Consider the following 16,653-nt stretch of genomic DNA (forward strand, 5'->3'; position numbering starts at 1 on the left):
ACGTGGATCAGCAGCAGCTTGCTCTTCGTGATCGGCGTATCAGTGATTGTGATTGGTGTCTTGGCAGTGATGCTCTTGGAAAGCAAAAAATCTAGAGCGCGGCTCAAAGCCACCCTCAACGCCAGTGTCGAGCGGCATAAAGCTCTGCTGAAGGAACACAGCGACGCGCTCAAAGAGGCAGAGCTGCACCACCGTGGCCATATCTCTGAAATCACAAAGCGGCACGATGAAGAAGTCGAAAGCCTGCGTGACGTCCTTGCCATTTCTGACCAAGACCGCGACGTGGCATTGAGAGCCGCCTACAGAGACCAAGAACAGGTCCGATTGATGCAGGACCGGCTGGATCAAGTCACCGCATTGATGGACTCCTGGGCTCTTGGGGGCGACGAAACAGCTTCTGCCGTCAGACATGCCCTTAAAGCCGAGCGCACTCGCAGTTTTCATACCCTGTTATAGGCCCAATTCAGGGCTCACCGCGTCATCTCCGACAGCACGCAATCTAAATGCGGAGCAAGCTTCAGCACCTCCAAATCCACGCCTTGGACGGAGTTCGCTTCGTACGGATATCGAGTTCCGACGAATAGCTTCGAGGCTGTTTTAATCCATTTTTCTAGGGGGAAATCTGGCGCTATACGCTCTGATACTTCGCATAGTCGATTGGTCAGCTCAGGCGAAATGACGTTGTACAGATCGGCCAGGCCATGACCATTTCCAGGCATCCGCACAGCGAGCCGCAAATGCCCTTCGGGGTCATGCTCAGTTCTCGGATGTCGGGGGTCAGCCTCCACCAAGCACGATTTCAGAAATAGCTCACAGGCGAGCGCCGAATTCATAACGGCTGGCCAGAACAGATTCAGATCGCGGTCATCAGTAGCCCTTTGCTCCAGTATCTGAGCAGCTCTCATAAACGTTCGCGCCTCCTCGATAACCCAAGTGCTAGGCAATGGTTCGTGGTTCATCCTTGAAAACCTCATGGATTCAACCGAAACGGCAGTGATTAGAATTGATTAATAACAGATTAGTGTACTCAGTAAAAATCGCTGCATCCCTTACCCTTGCTGGGCTAGAGAGCGATTTCACAGTCGAACTCAAGGAGTGCTAGAACGGTACATCATGGGTGCTGGAACGGTAACGCCGGGGGCTTGGAACGGTAGCCTAGGGTGTTAGAACGGTAAGGTCGGGGGCGCTGGAACGGCAAAAAATAGGGGGCTGGAACGGTATTAGCGCTTTTTCGCCAGATGGCGCTGCTGAGAAGCGCTTGGAGTAGTTTTAACTTGCACCAGATTTCCCTCCAGAAGATAGCTAAATGGCTGCCCCTCTGCGGTGCTTGCATGCGCGACAGCTTCAAGAGACCGCCGCAAATCCTTTTTGAAATCAGATAAAGAGCTCGCACGGCTTCCACATAGTTGGTGCAACGTCTCGACCTTATAATCGAAGGGTCTTGCATGCGTTGAATAAAAACCATGCACCCATTGCGCAAGCGGCTTTCCATTTAGCGCTTGACGAATAGACCAATTCACATCGGTGTATTGGTCCCCTTTAAATAGTACATGAAGCTTAGGATTCAATCGAATTACATATATACGCTCACTGCGCTCATCTTGAGCACGGTAAACCTCATGAATCAAACTACCCTCATATGAATGCTTCCCCACTTTAACCTGCAAGGCAGTAGCCTTGAGCCTACTAATATATTTATCTAAAATCTTTCGATTTTTCCCTGTATCCGTTTTACCGAGAATTTTCAAAAGGCGATATGCAGTGACCCGACACTCAGAACCCAGCTCCTGCATACGCGCTAGGTGCAACACGGTTTCCCACACATTCAGATCACCTTGATCAAGTAGCGCACCTGTATAAAAGATGCTGATTCCACCTAAGGCGTTAATTTCCATTTGCTCAACGTAGGGCCTGTGTCCTTTCCCAATTGCACCGAATAACGCTGAGCGGAGAGCGGCGTTAGGAACACGACGAACTGACTCGGACCAGTTAGGTAGTAAATTAGCAGCGTCAACATCATCTACCTTGACCTCTTTCGGCTTCGCTAGAGAACGTTTTCGGTTTTCCTCCAGCAGAGATAACATACGGCTAGGGAGTGACATATTTGTAGTCATCGCTGAGAAGTAGATGCGCTGATTTTTTCTGCCACCCACGCGTAAACTTGCTCGGCAGGCCAAGCCACTGAGTTCGCGCCAAGGGAAACACCAGAAGGAAATTCGCCGGCCCGGATCAGCCGATAGATCTGAGACTTACTAAGCCCGACCAAGGCACAGACACCAGGCAGGCGAAGTAGTAGAGGTGAGACAGATTGATTAGCCATCTGGACGGGTCTCCTTAGGACCGGATTGGATGGCTAGGGATTTAATGGCACCTCAAATTAGGAGTCATGGGAATCCCCAAGTTCTCAAGGAGAATCCCAAATTTCGCTATAAGGATTAATTGGCGCTATTTGACTTAGACTGGGCGAGCATATACTTCCTCAACGTTTTATGGTCTTTTGGCATGTCCACTCCAGCATCTTCAGCGAGAGATATTAGGGCGGAGTACAAGTCAAAGTTCTTACGCGACGGATTGCTGAGTCTGGATGCACCACGCTTGATAGCATCCGCACGCCTCCTGCCTGCATCATCAAGTGACTGCACAGAGTGAGCCTTATCAACCTCCTTAACGAGCTCAACTAATCCACTGAAAATCTTACTAATGTATCCTAGCTCTATCGTCTTAAACTCTTTCGCCCCTTCAGTTACTTTCGTCTCTTGATCTGCATTACTGCCTGATATGAATTCTGGAGGCTCGATACCCGCATTAAGAACCCATGCACTAAGGGATGTCCTAGACAAATAAAAAATTCCTGCCGGGATATCTTTAGCCTCACTATCGCTTACGCAGTAGCAGCGGACGAGACCATCATCAATCTCGGGCAGGGGATTGAATAGATTATTAAAATACTCAATTAGCCCATTAAAGAACAGCTTATAACTCTTGACTGCAAGTTTTGAGCTCCCTGCACTACCTACCCATAATATGTGACTGGGAATCACCGTTTCTTCACGCTTCACATGGTATTCGGTATACAAATTTAAAAACAGTTCATGAAGAGCAAATGCAGCTTCTTTAGGTCCAGTTTTATATTGGCGAGCGTATTCCGGCACCAAATCAGTCAGGCGTATCACGTCAGCATTCATACGACCTCCTCCATGCTTTTAATGGAGGACTGCGTATTGCTGCGTCGCAAAATATCCAGATGGTTGGCATACCACTGAAGCATATCTCGTCGCCCCTCCAGATACTGAGCATGGTTGTAGGTGCCGCGTATGCTGTTCTTATCCACATGCGCTAACTGAGTTTCGACCCACTCGCTGGAGTACCCCTGCTCATGCAAAGTGGTGGACATCGTGTGACGAAACCCATGGCCTGTGGCACGACCGTCGTAGCCTGAGCGCTTCAGTAACTGGTTAATTGCAGCTTCGCTCATAGGTTTCGCCGGGTCATTGCGCCCAGGGAACGCGAGCGTGTAACCGCCTGTAATACTCTCCAGTTCACGTAATGCAGCCACAGCCTGTTTGGAGAGCGGAACTAGATGAGCGCGACGCATCTTCATGCGCACAGCAGGGATGAGCCAGAGCGAGTTTTTGAGGTCAAACTCCGACCAAGGAGCACCTCTCAACTCAGCCGTTCTAACACCCGTGAGAATCAACAGACGAGTGGCGATCTTGACTACGTCATGCCCCGGACACGCCTGAATACTGTTTATGAGCTCCGGAATTTCTTCAATAGGCAAGAAGGGATAGTGCCGGGAGGTAGGGGTCTGGAGTGCCCCTCCGATGTCTGCGATTGGGTTGTACTCAGCACGCCCAGTGGCGATCGCGAAACGGTAGACCTCTTGGCAGCGCTGGCGAACTTTGCGCAGCTTCTCCAAGGCACCTCGCGACTCTATGTGGCGAAAAACCTGTAACCATTGCATGGGTTTAATTTCGGTCAACGGCAAACTTCCCACCTTGGGGAAAATGTCCAACCCGAAAGCCTCGATAACATCACTGGCATAACCTATCGACCACCGTGACGACTTATGTCGGTGCCACTCCAGCGCAAGGCTCTTGAACGTATTAGCGCGGGAGATTGCCGCCTGGGCACGCACAACCTTCCGCTCAAGCCCAGGATGCCGTCCTTGCGCCACAAGTTGGCGAGCTTCAGAAGCAAGCTGCCGCGCTTGAGCGAGGGTCACCTTGTCGATGGTGCCAAGGGAAATATGAGACTGCTTGCCATCCAGACGGAATCGGAAACGCCAAGACTTGCCGCCTGCCGCCCGCACCCAAAGGAACAAGCCACCGCCATCGGCAAGGCCATAGTCCCTCTCACGAGGCGCAGCATTCTTCACCTGCAGAGCCGTCAAAGCCATGCTGAGTACCCATAGATTATTGAATTAGGGAATGGTACTCAGGGAGGTACTCACAAGACAAGCGCTTGGATGAAACCGGATGGCACCGCATGAGAGAGAAAGCCCGCGCTAGGCGGGCTTAATGAGATCTCATGAAACTGCTTGGCACTACATGAGACCGGTCAATGGTGCCCGAGACAGGAATCGAACCTGCGACCTTCGCGTTACGAGTGCGCTGCTCTACCGGCTGAGCTACACGGGCGGTGGGCTAAAGCTAGCACTGCATTGGGCATGCAGCAACCAACTCGCTCACCGCCCGGCGACTGTCACGCGCCGTTGGCGCCGCAGCCCTTGGCAGCGTACTGCGGCTCTACCGTGGTGGCACAGCTCCAGCCGGTGGTGGCGCTGCGGGTCAAGGTGATGGTCTTGCCGAGCACGGGCGCGGGCGCGTCCAAGATTTCACAACGGATGGAGCCTGCGCCCGAGGCCACATCGCCTGTCACTTCGATGGTGCAGTTGGCGGTAGGGCTTGTGCCCCCGATGAGGGCCAGGGTTGGCACGGTGCCCTGGTTGATGGCGTCCTCGTAGCCGGCCTTTAGCGCGCTGATTTCAGCCAACCCCGCCGTGAACTTGGCCTTGGCCTGGTGCTTGGTGTACATGGGCAGACCGATGGTGGCCAAAATGCCGATGATTGCCACGACGATCAATAATTCGATCAAGGTAAAACCTTTTTGACGCATCTCTTTCACTCTCCAGAATAGAACCATGACAAGGCGCATCCTGCGCCCCGTAGTGTGCAACGGCGCCAGTGTACTCATCCCCACGCAGCCGTTCGCCTGCAAGACGCACAATCTGACATTTTATCGCCAAGCGCCAGCCTGCCCGAATTCGCCACCTGACTAAGCTATAAATTCTTCACGACCTGGGTGCGCCAACCTCACATGAACGACACTCCAACAATCTATGCCTGGGAAGGCATCAACCGCAAAGGCCGCCGGGTTTCCGGGCAAATCGCCGGGCATAACCTTGCGCTGATCAAGGTACAACTGCGCCAGCAAGGGATCTGCCCTGAGCGTGTGCGCAAGAAATCTTGCGGTTTACACATCTTCAAGACGCGAATAACGCCCGCAGATATTGCCCTGTTCACTCGCCAGTTAGCCACCTTGCTCAAAGCCGGCATCCCGCTGCTGCAAGCCTTCGACATCATCAGCGAAGGCGTCGAAAACCTACAGCTGCGCGAACTGGTGAAGGCGTTGAAACAGCACATTGCCAGCGGCCACCCCTTGGCCGCTGCCCTGCGTCAATATCCCCGCTACTTCGATGAGTTGTATTGCAATCTGGTAGCAGCTGGCGAAATAGCCGGCGCCCTGGAAACCTTGCTCGAGCGCGTGGCGATTCATCTGGAAAAAAGCCAACGGCTCAAAACCAGGATCAAGAAAGCCATGACCTACCCTGTCGCGGTACTGGTAATTGCCACAGGGGTGAGCACAGTCCTGTTGATTCACGTTGTGCCGCAGTTCCAGAACTTGTTCGCCGGGGTCAACGGCCAATTGCCGGGGTTTACCCTGGCGGTCATTGCGCTGTCGGAACTGTTGCAACACGCGTGGTGGATGCTGGCGCTGGCCGTGGGCGCCATAATGGTCGCTGGGCATCACGCTTATCGAACTTACTCGGGCTTTCGCCATTGGTTGGCGGCAGGTTTGTTGAAAGTACCCGTGGCAGGCAAACTGCTGCACAGATCTGCGGTTGCTCGCTACGCTCGCACACTTTCCACCACCTTTGCGGCGGGCGTCCCTCTGGTACAGGCATTGGGTTCGGTGGCCGGCGCCGTCGGCAATGGCCCCTTCAAACAGGCAATCGAACGTATGCGCCACGATGTATCCACAGGCATGCAGCTGAATCAATCGATGCATAACAGCGGCCTGTTCCCAGGCATGGCGATCCAGATGACCGCAATCGGGGAGGAGTCCGGCACCCTGGACCGCATGCTGGAAAAAGTCGCGAACCACTACGAGTCAGACGTGGATACCTTGGTCGACAACCTCACCAGCCTGATGGAGCCGCTGATCATGGTCGTATTGGGGGGGATTGTCGGCGCGCTGGTAGTCGCCATGTACCTGCCGGTGTTTCAATTGGGGACGGCGTTTTGAGCCTGCTGCTGAGCGAACATCCCTGGGCGTTTGTTGGCCTGGCGCTGGTGTTGGGCCTGATCGTCGGCAGCTTCCTCAATGTGCTGGCGTGGCGCCTGCCCAAAATGCTCGAGCGGGAATGGCGTGCCCAGGCCCATGAGATTCTCGACTTGCCAGCCGAGCCCGGTGGGCCGGCCTATAACCTGATGCACCCGAACTCCTGCTGCCCGCACTGCAATCAACCGATTCGGCCTTGGGAAAATATCCCGGTGCTCAGCTACCTGCTGCTCCGCGGGCGTTGTGCCCACTGCCGCGACCCTATCGGCCTGCGTTACCCCCTCACCGAACTCGCGTGCGCGCTGATCTCAACCGCTGTCGCCTGGCACTTCGGCTTCGGCTGGCAAGCCGGCGCGGTGATGCTGTTGAGTTGGGGCTTGCTGGGCATGAGCCTGATTGATCTGGACCACCAACTGCTGCCGGATGTGCTGGTGCTGCCGCTGCTATGGCTGGGGCTGATCCTCAACAGTGCTGACCTGCTGACGCCACTGCCCGATGCAGTGTGGGGCGCGGTCATCGGCTACATGAGCTTGTGGTGCCTGTTCTGGCTGTTCAAGCTGGCCACCGGCAAAGACGGCATGGGCCATGGCGACTTCAAGTTATTGGCCTTGCTGGGAGCCTGGGGCGGCTGGCAGATTCTGCCGATGACCCTGCTGATGGCCTCGCTGCTGGGCGTATTTGCCGGGCTGATCCTGCTGCGTTTGCGTAAGGCCCAGGTGTCAGCGCCAATGCCGTTTGGCCCCTGCCTGGCAATTGCCGGCTGGATTGCATTGCTCTGGGGTGGTCAAATAACCGACTTCTATTTGCAGTCTGTCGGTTTCAGATGACCACTTCTGTTGCAACACCCTGGATTCTTGGACTCACGGGCGGCATTGGCAGCGGCAAAAGCGCTGCGGCCGAGCACTTTATCAAGCTGGGCATCGACCTGGTGGATGCCGATCATGCCGCGCGCTGGGTGGTCGAGCCTGGCCGCCCTGCCCTGGCACGCATCGCCGAACATTTCGGCGCCAGCGTGCTGCAACCCGACGGCCAGCTGGACCGTGCCGCGCTGCGCAAACTGATCTTTGAGATCCCACAAGAGCGCCTGTGGCTGGAAGCCTTGCTGCACCCGCTGATCGCCGAGGAAATTCGCAGCCACCTGGCACGCGCCCAATCGCCCTACGCGATCCTGGTGTCGCCGCTGCTGATCGAGTCCGGACAGTACAGCATGACCCAGCGCATCCTGGTGATCGACGTGCCGCAATCGCTGCAGATTCAGCGTACCCTGCAGCGCGACGGCATCAGCGAACAACAGGTGCAGGCGATTCTCAAGGCCCAGTCCAGCCGCGAAGACCGCCTGAACCATGCCGATGACGTGCTGGTCAACGATAAGGACCTCGCCTGGCTGCACGGCGAGGTCGAGCGACTGCACCACTTTTACCTTACTTTACGTGGAGGCCGATCATGAGCCAACCCTTGACCGTCGACTGCCCAACCTGCGGTGCACCCGTGGAATGGAAAGCGACCAACCTCAACCGACCGTTCTGCTCGGACCGTTGCAAGCTTATCGACCTGGGCGCCTGGGCCGCTGAAGAACACAAGATTCCCGTGGCCCCTGACGCCGAAGATGAACTGTTTTCCGAAGACCTGCCGCCGCGCCACTAAGGCCGCATAAAGGCATATTCCTGCTGGTCGTCGAGGTTTTCTGCAAGGTATTGCAACTCGTCGGCCAGGTCTTCAAAACTGCGTACCCCCTTGCTTTGCTGCACCACCGCACTGAGCATGGCGCGCAAGGTCAAGCCGGGGTCAAAACCGATTTCCTGCGCTGCATCCTGGCTTCTGCGCAACTCCTGCCGTGCCCACTCGTACACACTCATGATCCGTGCTCCTGAAAATTTTGCAGAGCATGGACCCGCGCCGCTGCCTGGCGTTTGACCTGGATCAACGCCGCGAGTCGTCGTCCTTCCACGGCGCCGAGAGGTAGCGGGTACGGTTGAACGTCTCCAGCCATTCCGGGCAAAACACCACCAGCGCGCTGATGACCATGCCGTTGATGAAGGCTTCGGGAAAGATGATCAGCCATAGGTAACCGACAAAATCTTCCAACCACTCAGGCATCGCAAAAAGACCGTCCAACCACAACAGGCCCAGGCCGGCCAACAGGCACAGCAATGCCGACAGTGCGGCAGCAAAAAAGCCCGAACAGAAGATATACACAAAGGGGTTTCTCGGCTGCGCCCGTTCTACCAGCAGCGCGCACCCTTCGGTGACCAGCACTGGCAGCACGATCAGCAGCAGGCCATTGATGCCAAGCGCGGCCAAGTCCTGGCGCCCCAGCAACATCAAGCCAAGCTGGGCGGCAAAGCCTCCGACGATTGCCAGCGGCCAATCCAGCAGCAAGGTCACGGCGGTCATGCCGATAAAGTGGTAGGACACGCCGGTATCGAAATCCCGTCGCACCAGCCACAGCATGAACAGCGCGAACACCGTACCGAACAGCAAATGCTGGCGCCGACGGTCGGCAAACAGCTCCACCCATGGCGAGCGCAGAGTCGCCCACATCACCACGGGCGCATATACCAGCCAGCCGAAGCCGAGAGTCTGGGGTGCCAGAACCGCTGCACTGATCACGGATGCTCTGCCTTTACCAAAAACCTCATCACACACCTCGTCCCTGGGCCTGTTTCACGCAAGCATTCTACACCCGGGTTTTAAGGCAAGACTTCCTGTGGTCATCATTTGAACGCTAAGCTGCGACTATGGATGACTCAGATTATTTGCGCCTGCTCACCGTAGCAGCCGAACAAGCCAATGCGTTTCTGTCCAATGCCCGCAAGTGGGAGCGTGAGCGTTGGGTCTGCCAGCGCCTGTTACAAGGCTTGAATGTGCCCTACCGTGTCGAAGAATTCCACGCAGCGGGCCAGGAGCCGCCCGACGTGCTGTTTCGCGACGCCAGCTTCGAGGTCTTTTTTGTGTTGGATGAGGGCCGCCGCCTGAACGACGAGTGGCGCGATGAGTTGCTGCGCAGGCGCAGTGCTTTCTCCTTGAGCCAACTGGTACGGCGCGAAGCCAAGCCACGGCGAATCCCCGCCCATGAATTCCTCCTGCGCCTGGCCCCCACACTGCGTAAAAAAGCCCACAACTATAAAGAGCGCGGGATGGACTTGGGGGAGCTGGACCTCATTGCGTTTACCAGCCTCAAGCGCGAAGTACTGGACCTCAACAGCCATTTTCCGCCGCCGACCGAATACCTGCGCCAGGGCTGGCGCTCGCTGTCACTGGTGGGTCCAACCTTCGCCCGCGTGTTGTTCGCGCACCCGGACGCACCGGATTTCTTGCGCAACAACCTGGGCCGCAGCATAGTGTTTGATGTCGGCATCAGCCTTTGATGCCCCTGGCTGTAACGTGGCGCCCCTTTGCAACGTCTACCTGACGAGGCCTTTATGACCAGCCGCCTGAAACCCGATGACCAAGAGCGTGTCGAAGAGTACCTGCGACTTTCCCAGCACAGAGTCGAGCGCAAGCCTTTCCGGCCGTGGCTGCTCCTCTGCGTGGTGCTGGTCGTGGTAATCGGGCTCGGTGCGCTGAGCCGCCTATTGAGTTACCTGACGCTATGAGCCGCCTGGCGCTCGCGAGGGTAACTGCTCCGATTTCTTTTAGCCTTGCGAGATATCCCCATGACCCATCGTATTATTATCGTCGGCGGCGGTGCCGGCGGCCTGGAGTTGGCTACCCGCCTGGGTAAGACTCTGGGCAAGCGTGGCAAGGCCAGCATCACGCTGGTCGACACCAACCTGACCCACATCTGGAAGCCGTTACTGCACGAAGTCGCGGCCGGCTCACTGAACTCATCTGAAGACGAACTCAACTATGTTGCCCAGGCGAAATGGAACCACTTCGAGTTCCAGCTAGGGCGCATGAGCGGGCTTGACCGTGAGCAGAAGAAAATCCAGCTGGCCGCCACCCTCGACGAAGAAGGCCGCGAACTGGTGCCTGCCCGCGTGCTGGGCTATGACAGCCTGGTGATTGCGGTAGGCAGCACTACCAACGACTTCGGCACTGAGGGCGCAGCGCAACACTGCCTGTTCCTCGATACCCGCAAGCAGGCCGAGCGCTTCCATCAGCAACTGCTCAACCACTACCTGCGCGCCCATGCCGGGCAAACCGACGCCGTTGAACAGATCAGCGTCGCCATCGTGGGTGCCGGTGCCACCGGGGTCGAGCTGGCCGCCGAGCTGCATAACGCCGCCCATGAACTGGCCGCCTATGGCCTGGATCGTATCAAGCCGGAAAACATGCACATCACTCTGATCGAAGCCGGCCCGCGGGTATTGCCTGCACTGCCGGAGCGGATCGGTGGGCCAGTGCACAAGACCCTGGAAAAACTAGGGGTGACGGTACTGACCAACTCGGCGGTCAGTGAAGTAACTGCCGATGCCTTGATCACCAGCAGCGGCCAGGTGATTCCGGCCAGCCTCAAGGTCTGGGCGGCCGGTATCCGCGCACCCGGTTTCCTCAAGGACATCGACGGTCTGGAAACCAACCGCATCAACCAGCTGCAAGTCCTGCAAACTCTGCAAACCACCCGCGACGAAAATATCTTCGCCTTTGGTGATTGCGCCGCGTGCCCGCAACCGGGCACCGACCGCAATGTGCCGCCACGGGCCCAAGCGGCTCACCAACAGGCGTCGTTGCTGGCCAAATCGCTCAAGCTGAGGATTGAAGGCAAGGAGCTGCCGACCTACACGTACACCGACTACGGCTCGCTGATCTCGCTGTCGCGCTTTTCCGCGGTGGGTAACCTGATGGGCAATTTGACGGGCAGTGTGATGCTGGAAGGCTGGCTGGCGCGGATGTTCTACGTGTCGCTGTACCGCATGCACCAGATGGCGCTGTATGGGTTCTTCCGCACGGCGATGCTGATGCTGGGCAGCAAGATCGGCCGCGGCACCGAGCCACGCCTTAAATTGCATTAACAACCTGGTCTCGAAGGAGGCCTGGCAAATGTGGGAGCGGGCTTGCTCCCACATTTGTTTTGCGGAGAATTCAGGATTCGCGCGCACAAAAAAAATCCCCGTATCTTTCGATACGAGGATTTTTAATATGGTCGGGGTAGGGGGATTCGAACTCCCGACATCCTGCTCCCAAAGCAGGCGCGCTACCGGACTGCGCTATACCCCGGTAATAAAAAGGCGACCTTTCAGTCGCCTTCTTCGATCAGCGCTTTTGGCCTCTGATCTTAAGATTCGATTCCAGCGTTAACTGGTCTCAAAAATGGTGGGTCGTGTGGGATTCGAACCTACGACCAATTGGTTAAAAGACAATTGGTTTTAGTGCTTCATAGCCCAGGATCGTGTTCGCTACACATAGCTGTTTCCGTGGCCTCGCAGCCTCTAATGAACCCACATTAGAGGCTCCAAACCATGAAAATCTCTGCGGTCGTTTCGACCAAAGGCGGCGTAGGCAAAACTACCATCGAGGCCAACCTCGGCGCTTTTTGTGCGGATGCAGGCCTGCGCGTGCTCATGATCGACCTAGATCCTGCACAGCCTTCGCTCTCCTCGTATTACCAATTGGTCGATGAAGCTCAAGGAGGCATCTACGACCTGCTGGCATTCAATATCACCGAATCAGCCAAGATCATATCCAGCACCACGATACCAAACCTGTCGCTTGTCATTTCCAACGACATCAACAACCAACTGAACAGCCTGATCCTGCAAGCACCTGACGGACGGTTGCGACTCGCCAACCTGATGCCGGGCTTCAAAGATCATTTCGACCTGGTACTGATTGACACCCAAGGCGCCAGGTCGGCAATGCTCGAAATGGTGGTCCTAGCCTCTGATTTGGTCATATCCCCACTTCCGCCCAATATGCTCGCTGCACGGGAGTTCAGCCGGGGATCCATGCAGATGCTGGACGGCCTGCGCGCCTATGGGCGCCTGGGCATGAAAATCCCTCCTGTGCGGATCGTCGTCAACAATCTCGACCAAACCACCGACGCGCAAATGATCGAGCAGTCGGTACGGGAAATTTTCCAGGACAATGACGAAATCAACGTTCTGGAATGCGTCGTCCCCTCCGCAGTGGTGTTTCGTAACAGTTCATCCCTGGGCGTCCCAGTACACCGCTTGGAATACAGACAGCCTTCCAACCGCATATCCCCTGCAGCCCTTGTCGTGATCCGCCAATTGGCCATTGAGCTTTTTCCAGAATGGCGTGACCGCTTCGAGGCCATGACCGAGGAAAAGGTAGCTAACTTGGTGAGGGAGGGTCGTTGAAATGGCGAAGCCCTCCATTACCGACGCCCGCAGTATTACTGCAAACCTCATCCTAGAGGTTGGCAAGTACTACAGCGCTCAGCAATTGCGCAGCTTGCAAGCCAAGCTCAGTGGAACCGCACGAGAAATCCGAGCCCTGACAAGCGGTTACCAATTACCCGGTCGGATTGGCGCTCAGTTGAGCGTTGACCAGCTTCAGCTTTTGCAGGACGCCGCGAAGCTTATCGAGTCAGTGAACTCGAACATTAAGCACGCGAAGGAAAAGCGCGGCCGCGACGAAAACCAAGCCAAACGCCGTCAGCAAAGTCGATATGCCGAAGCCAAACGCCTGGTAGCTGAAACATATTTAGAACCCTTTGCTCCTGAGCCAACGGCTTTGGACCCTCTTCTAGATATTCTTAAAACAGCGCTGACGCTTAATCGAGCAGACGTTTTCAGGAATGGTTATTCCCCTAGGGAGTTCAATCTCAGGCTCCGTGATTACCTGTCGCCTGCCAGAACTCGAAAGCTCATTGGCTGGACCAGCCCAAGTGCTTTTTGGATAAGCACGGTTCTCTCTCTTCGTAATGACGTTGTGCAAGCTGTTGAGCAAGAGATTGCTTACGACGATGGGTCAAGTGTTCAAGACCGCCTTGATGCCCTGAAACAGAAGGTTGCGGACTGCCTTGCCCGGACTCACCTCTCTGCTGATGAGGAAGAAACACTTCGCCTGTGGTCAGAGGCGCTCTCCCCCCGCCTCCAACAGGAAGGGGGTGAATGATGGACAAGCAAAAAGTCCTCAGCAAGGTCGCCAAACTCATGGCGCTGGCCAAGTCACAAGGCGCTGCCCCAAACGAAGTGGAAATTGCACTTCGTCAAGCTCGCCATTTGATGAATCAGTACAACTTGGAACACACCGAAGTCGCTGCCCATACAATCGAAGAATCCATTGTGGGTACCAAAACCCGTCGGGCACCGCAGGATTGGCTGCACAACCTGGCCTCAATCTGTTCCCAAGCCTTCGATTGCAGCCACTTGGCGTATTTCAATCCGCTACTTGGCTGGTCCTTCAAGTTCTTGGGGAAAGGTATTTCACCCGATCTGGCAGCTCACACCTATTCAACGCTGCATCACCAGCTTGTCGCAGCCCGACGAGCTCATGTTGCCCAGCAGAAGCGCTGCCAACTGAAAACCAAACGTCACCGCGGCCAACTGTTTGCCGAGGGCTGGCTCAATGCCGTCGCCTCTAAGGTGAACCAGTTTGCAGGTGGGATAGACGAAAACACTGCGCTGGAGATCCAAGCCTACCTGGAATGGCATCATCCAAAACTAACGCTAGCCATTATCAAGCCCATCGAAGCCAAAGGTCATGACACCCGCTCTTTGCAAGCGGGATGGGACCAGGGCAAGCATGCCAGGCTGCATCGTGGTGTCGGACAGCAGTCACAAGGAGCCCTTGGGCATGGAGGGAGCCAATGAGAACTCATTCGCTTTCACCTTTGGCCATGGCGGCGCTGGAACAAGCCAGATCCCAACTTGGGCTTGCCCCGGTTCACAAACACCATGTTTGGAGTGAGGCAGAAGAGCGCTCGCTCATTGCCCGCTATCCCAATGAACCGACTCAGGTCCTAGCCGCCGAATTGGGGCTCAGCGTCTATCAGGTCTATGCCAAAGCCAAACGGCTGGGCTTGAGCAAAAGCGCCGAGTTTCTTCGCAGTAGTCTCTGTGGCCGGCTTGACGGCAAGTTGGGCGCAGAATTCCGCTTTCCCAAGGGATCCGTCCCATGGAATAAGGGCCTTAAGGGGCTCCCCTCCTCTGGCCGTATGACTCAGACGCAGTTTAAGGCCGGCAATAAACCGGGGAACTGGCTGCCTATTGGCAGCCTGCGCACAACTCCTGACGGTTATCAGCAGAAGAAAATCACCGATACCGGTTACCCACCCGTTGACTGGAAAGCCGTGCATGTACTGCTTTGGGAGGAGCATCACGGACCAGTCCCTATAAACATGTGCGTGTGCTTCAAGGACGGCAACAAGGCCCATATAGCCCTGAATAACCTGGAGTTGCTGACGAGAGCAGAACGTATGCGTCGGAACACCATTCATCGGTATCCGGAAGAGCTGAAATCCGCAATACGCGCTATCGGCAAACTCAAACGCACCATCCGGGAGGTTGAACATGAAGAACAAGATTGAAGATCTACGTAATCACCTGTTCGTCGCGATCGAGAGCCTCCTGGACCCAGAAAGACCAATGGAAATCGAACGGGCCAAAGCGGTTGCCGAGGTTGCTCAGGTCATGATCAATTCAGCGAAGGTTGAAGTCGACATGGTCAAAGCCCTGGGGGCACGCAACGGGAGTGGTTTTCTTCAGATAGGCCAGGAGTCTGGGAAATGAATCACCTTGACCTCTCACCTCCCTACTCCGTAGAGGCTGAACAAGGTGTGTTAGGTGGGCTACTGCTCGACAACAACACCTGGGATCTCGTCGCAGACAAACTGGATGCCTCTGATTTTTTCCGACACGACCATCGGTTGCTGTTCCGGACAATGGCAAGCCTTGCTGACAAGTCCATTCCGTTCGACATCGTCACCGTCCACAACGCGTTGGAGGAGCCAGACGAAGCCGGAGGGCTGAGCTATCTGGGCGAGCTGGCCAAAAACACGCCGTCTGTAGCCAACATCGAGCATTACGCATCCATCGTGCGTAATCGCTCTCGGCTCAGACAGCTCATGTCCCTTGGATACCAATGCTCTCGCGAGGCGACAGACCCGTTGGCAAGTGCGGAGGATGTTCAAGAATCAATTGAACAGCAACTGTTCGCTCTGGGTGAAGGCAAGAGCGCAACGGAATTCGTCAATATCAACCAATGCCTGACGAACGTCGTCGAACAAATAGACGAACATTTCAACGGCAATATCACCGTGACCGGCCTGCCTTCAGGCCTGGAGGACCTGGACGAGCTGACGTCGGGTTTTCAAGAAGCCGACCTGATCATCCTCGGCGCGCGCCCGTCTATGGGGAAGACCTCTCTGGCCTTGAACTTCATAGATACGGCTCTGCAGGCAAAGCTTGATCGTACAGTTCAGGTTTTCAGCATGGAAATGCCGGCCAAAGCACTGATGTATCGATTGATGGGCATCCTAGGCCATATCGATCTGGGCAGGCTATTGAAGGGCAAGCTCGATGATGATGATTGGCCGAAGCTGACTGCAGCGGTTTCTCGTATTAATGGCTATGGAGAGCGGCTGGTCATCGACGACTCATCAGCGCTCACGCCTGCAGTAATCAGAGCTAAATCTCGTCGAGCAGCTCGTCGCTTCGGACACCCGAGCTTGATCCTGATCGATTACCTGCAGCTCATGCGCTGCCCAGGTCAGGAAAACAGGGCCAACGAGATCAGCGCTATATCCCAGTCCCTCAAGGCCCTAGCGAAAGAGATGAATTGCCCGGTGGTTGCGCTTTCCCAGCTCAACCGAGAACTGGAGCGACGGCCAAATAAGCGTCCGATCAACGCAGACCTGCGTGATAGCGGTGCGATTGAACAGGACGCGGACCTGATTATGTTCGTCTACCGGGACGAGGTGTACCACCCTCAGAGCGAACACAAAGGCATTGCAGAAATCATTCTCGGCAAGGCGCGTAACGGCCCAACTGGGACCGTACGAACAGCCTTCATCGCCAATCAGACCCGGTTTGCCAACCTCAGTCCCAACGCCGGCTGGCAAGGGGCTCAACTATGAAAAAGCACACCTCAGCGATGAATACTCTCGTACGCATCACTCACTGGTGCCTTCAATGCGATAGCCACCACCCGAAACATCAAGTGAGTGGCGCTCCAGCCTTA

22 protein-coding genes and 2 tRNA genes are annotated in these 16,653 nt (G+C 55.9%); 14 read left to right on the top strand and 10 right to left on the bottom strand.

Translation table 11 applies throughout. The annotated features are described in order from the left end of the window. Nucleotides 1–18: 18 nt before the first annotated feature. On the top strand, nucleotides 19–456 hold the full coding sequence (locus tag FXO12_RS13730) for a hypothetical protein (protein ID WP_160049697.1): 438 nt from the start codon (nucleotides 19–21) through the stop codon (nucleotides 454–456). A gap of 14 nt (nucleotides 457–470) precedes the next feature. Here FXO12_RS13730 and FXO12_RS13735 read toward each other — a convergent pair whose 3' ends face one another. The 7 genes from FXO12_RS13735 to FXO12_RS13765 all read right to left on the bottom strand — a co-directional run bounded on the left by FXO12_RS13735 (nucleotide 471) and on the right by FXO12_RS13765 (nucleotide 5,118). Continuing rightward, nucleotides 471–959, bottom strand: coding sequence for a hypothetical protein (locus FXO12_RS13735; protein ID WP_160049698.1), 489 nt, complete (start codon nucleotides 957–959; stop codon nucleotides 471–473). Between the two features lie 261 nt (nucleotides 960–1,220). After that, nucleotides 1,221–2,153: a plasmid replication initiator TrfA gene (gene trfA, locus FXO12_RS13740; RefSeq protein ID WP_244251342.1), complete on the bottom strand. Its 933-nt coding sequence runs from the start codon at nucleotides 2,151–2,153 to the stop codon at nucleotides 1,221–1,223. Next, nucleotides 2,111–2,320, bottom strand: coding sequence for an AlpA family transcriptional regulator (locus FXO12_RS13745; RefSeq protein ID WP_160049699.1), 210 nt, complete (start codon nucleotides 2,318–2,320; stop codon nucleotides 2,111–2,113). Before FXO12_RS13745 ends, trfA begins: the two co-directional genes overlap by 43 nt. A 115-nt stretch (nucleotides 2,321–2,435) precedes the next feature. Then, the gene (locus FXO12_RS13750) at nucleotides 2,436–3,185 is read right to left on the bottom strand and encodes a hypothetical protein (protein ID WP_160049700.1); all 750 of its coding nucleotides are present in this window, start codon (nucleotides 3,183–3,185) and stop codon (nucleotides 2,436–2,438) included. After that, nucleotides 3,182–4,399, bottom strand: a complete 1,218-nt coding sequence (locus tag FXO12_RS13755; RefSeq protein ID WP_160049701.1) for a tyrosine-type recombinase/integrase — start codon at nucleotides 4,397–4,399, stop codon at nucleotides 3,182–3,184. The genes FXO12_RS13750 and FXO12_RS13755 overlap by 4 nt, the downstream gene beginning before the upstream one ends. Nucleotides 4,400–4,564: 165 nt before the next feature. Beyond that, a tRNA-Thr gene (locus FXO12_RS13760) sits at nucleotides 4,565–4,640 on the bottom strand. A gap of 64 nt (nucleotides 4,641–4,704) precedes the next feature. Further along, entirely contained in the window at nucleotides 4,705–5,118 is a 414-nt protein-coding gene (locus tag FXO12_RS13765) for a pilin (protein ID WP_057976751.1), read from the bottom strand. Between the two features lie 201 nt (nucleotides 5,119–5,319). Between FXO12_RS13765 and FXO12_RS13770 the strand changes: the two genes are divergently transcribed. Genes FXO12_RS13770 through yacG form a run of 4 tightly spaced genes read left to right on the top strand, consistent with a single transcriptional unit; the run spans nucleotide 5,320 to nucleotide 8,208 of the window. After that, nucleotides 5,320–6,528: a type II secretion system F family protein gene (locus FXO12_RS13770; protein WP_057976748.1), complete on the top strand. Its 1,209-nt coding sequence runs from the start codon at nucleotides 5,320–5,322 to the stop codon at nucleotides 6,526–6,528. Further along, nucleotides 6,525–7,391 carry an A24 family peptidase gene (locus FXO12_RS13775; protein WP_057976746.1) on the top strand — a complete coding sequence of 289 codons (867 nt, stop codon included), beginning with the start codon at nucleotides 6,525–6,527 and terminating at the stop codon, nucleotides 7,389–7,391. The genes FXO12_RS13770 and FXO12_RS13775 overlap by 4 nt, the downstream gene beginning before the upstream one ends. Beyond that, nucleotides 7,388–8,011, top strand: a complete 624-nt coding sequence (coaE, locus tag FXO12_RS13780; RefSeq protein ID WP_057976744.1) for a dephospho-CoA kinase — start codon at nucleotides 7,388–7,390, stop codon at nucleotides 8,009–8,011. Before FXO12_RS13775 ends, coaE begins: the two co-directional genes overlap by 4 nt. Further along, nucleotides 8,008–8,208, top strand: coding sequence for a DNA gyrase inhibitor YacG (yacG, locus tag FXO12_RS13785; protein ID WP_003188437.1), 201 nt, complete (start codon nucleotides 8,008–8,010; stop codon nucleotides 8,206–8,208). Before coaE ends, yacG begins: the two co-directional genes overlap by 4 nt. On the opposite strand, the gene FXO12_RS13790 is transcribed toward yacG, so the two are convergent. Both FXO12_RS13790 and FXO12_RS13795 read right to left on the bottom strand, forming a co-directional pair. Next, nucleotides 8,205–8,420 carry a hypothetical protein gene (locus FXO12_RS13790; RefSeq protein ID WP_003171680.1) on the bottom strand — a complete coding sequence of 72 codons (216 nt, stop codon included), beginning with the start codon at nucleotides 8,418–8,420 and terminating at the stop codon, nucleotides 8,205–8,207. The genes yacG and FXO12_RS13790 overlap by 4 nt on opposite strands. A gap of 64 nt (nucleotides 8,421–8,484) precedes the next feature. Continuing rightward, nucleotides 8,485–9,174: an energy-coupling factor ABC transporter permease gene (locus FXO12_RS13795; RefSeq protein WP_054919398.1), complete on the bottom strand. Its 690-nt coding sequence runs from the start codon at nucleotides 9,172–9,174 to the stop codon at nucleotides 8,485–8,487. 128 nt (nucleotides 9,175–9,302) lie between these two features. Here FXO12_RS13795 and FXO12_RS13800 point away from each other — a divergent pair, with 128 nt between their 5' ends. From FXO12_RS13800 to FXO12_RS13810, 3 genes are read left to right on the top strand one after another with little or no spacing between them, the layout of a single operon-like run. After that, complete coding sequence (locus FXO12_RS13800; RefSeq protein ID WP_003188431.1) at nucleotides 9,303–9,932, top strand: DUF1780 domain-containing protein; 630 nt, start codon at nucleotides 9,303–9,305, stop codon at nucleotides 9,930–9,932. 54 nt (nucleotides 9,933–9,986) lie between these two features. Next, nucleotides 9,987–10,160, top strand: a complete 174-nt coding sequence (locus FXO12_RS13805) for a DUF3094 family protein (protein WP_034126248.1) — start codon at nucleotides 9,987–9,989, stop codon at nucleotides 10,158–10,160. A gap of 60 nt (nucleotides 10,161–10,220) precedes the next feature. After that, nucleotides 10,221–11,519: an NAD(P)/FAD-dependent oxidoreductase gene (locus tag FXO12_RS13810; protein ID WP_032903990.1), complete on the top strand. Its 1,299-nt coding sequence runs from the start codon at nucleotides 10,221–10,223 to the stop codon at nucleotides 11,517–11,519. A gap of 128 nt (nucleotides 11,520–11,647) precedes the next feature. On the opposite strand, the gene FXO12_RS13815 is transcribed toward FXO12_RS13810, so the two are convergent. Further along, nucleotides 11,648–11,724, bottom strand: a tRNA-Pro gene (locus FXO12_RS13815). A 242-nt stretch (nucleotides 11,725–11,966) separates the two neighbouring features. On the opposite strand from FXO12_RS13815, the gene FXO12_RS13820 reads away from it, so the two are divergent. From FXO12_RS13820 to dnaB, 6 genes are read left to right on the top strand one after another with little or no spacing between them, the layout of a single operon-like run. Beyond that, nucleotides 11,967–12,827, top strand: a complete 861-nt coding sequence (locus FXO12_RS13820; protein WP_008437313.1) for a ParA family protein — start codon at nucleotides 11,967–11,969, stop codon at nucleotides 12,825–12,827. Between the two features lies 1 nt (nucleotide 12,828). After that, the gene (locus tag FXO12_RS13825; RefSeq protein ID WP_008437314.1) at nucleotides 12,829–13,587 is read left to right on the top strand and encodes a hypothetical protein; all 759 of its coding nucleotides are present in this window, start codon (nucleotides 12,829–12,831) and stop codon (nucleotides 13,585–13,587) included. Continuing rightward, complete coding sequence (locus FXO12_RS13830; RefSeq protein ID WP_008437315.1) at nucleotides 13,584–14,285, top strand: DUF2786 domain-containing protein; 702 nt, start codon at nucleotides 13,584–13,586, stop codon at nucleotides 14,283–14,285. Before FXO12_RS13825 ends, FXO12_RS13830 begins: the two co-directional genes overlap by 4 nt. Next, nucleotides 14,282–15,001, top strand: coding sequence for an HNH endonuclease signature motif containing protein (locus tag FXO12_RS13835; protein WP_020301295.1), 720 nt, complete (start codon nucleotides 14,282–14,284; stop codon nucleotides 14,999–15,001). The genes FXO12_RS13830 and FXO12_RS13835 overlap by 4 nt, the downstream gene beginning before the upstream one ends. Then, complete coding sequence (locus tag FXO12_RS13840) at nucleotides 14,985–15,203, top strand: hypothetical protein (RefSeq protein WP_008437317.1); 219 nt, start codon at nucleotides 14,985–14,987, stop codon at nucleotides 15,201–15,203. The genes FXO12_RS13835 and FXO12_RS13840 overlap by 17 nt, the downstream gene beginning before the upstream one ends. Then, nucleotides 15,200–16,549 carry a replicative DNA helicase gene (dnaB, locus tag FXO12_RS13845; RefSeq protein ID WP_008437319.1) on the top strand — a complete coding sequence of 450 codons (1,350 nt, stop codon included), beginning with the start codon at nucleotides 15,200–15,202 and terminating at the stop codon, nucleotides 16,547–16,549. The genes FXO12_RS13840 and dnaB overlap by 4 nt, the downstream gene beginning before the upstream one ends. Nucleotides 16,550–16,653 lie beyond the last annotated feature (104 nt).

Source organism: Pseudomonas sp. J380 (assembly GCF_009827115.1).
In the GTDB taxonomy this organism is placed as follows: Bacteria; Pseudomonadota; Gammaproteobacteria; order Pseudomonadales; family Pseudomonadaceae; genus Aquipseudomonas; species Aquipseudomonas paracarnis.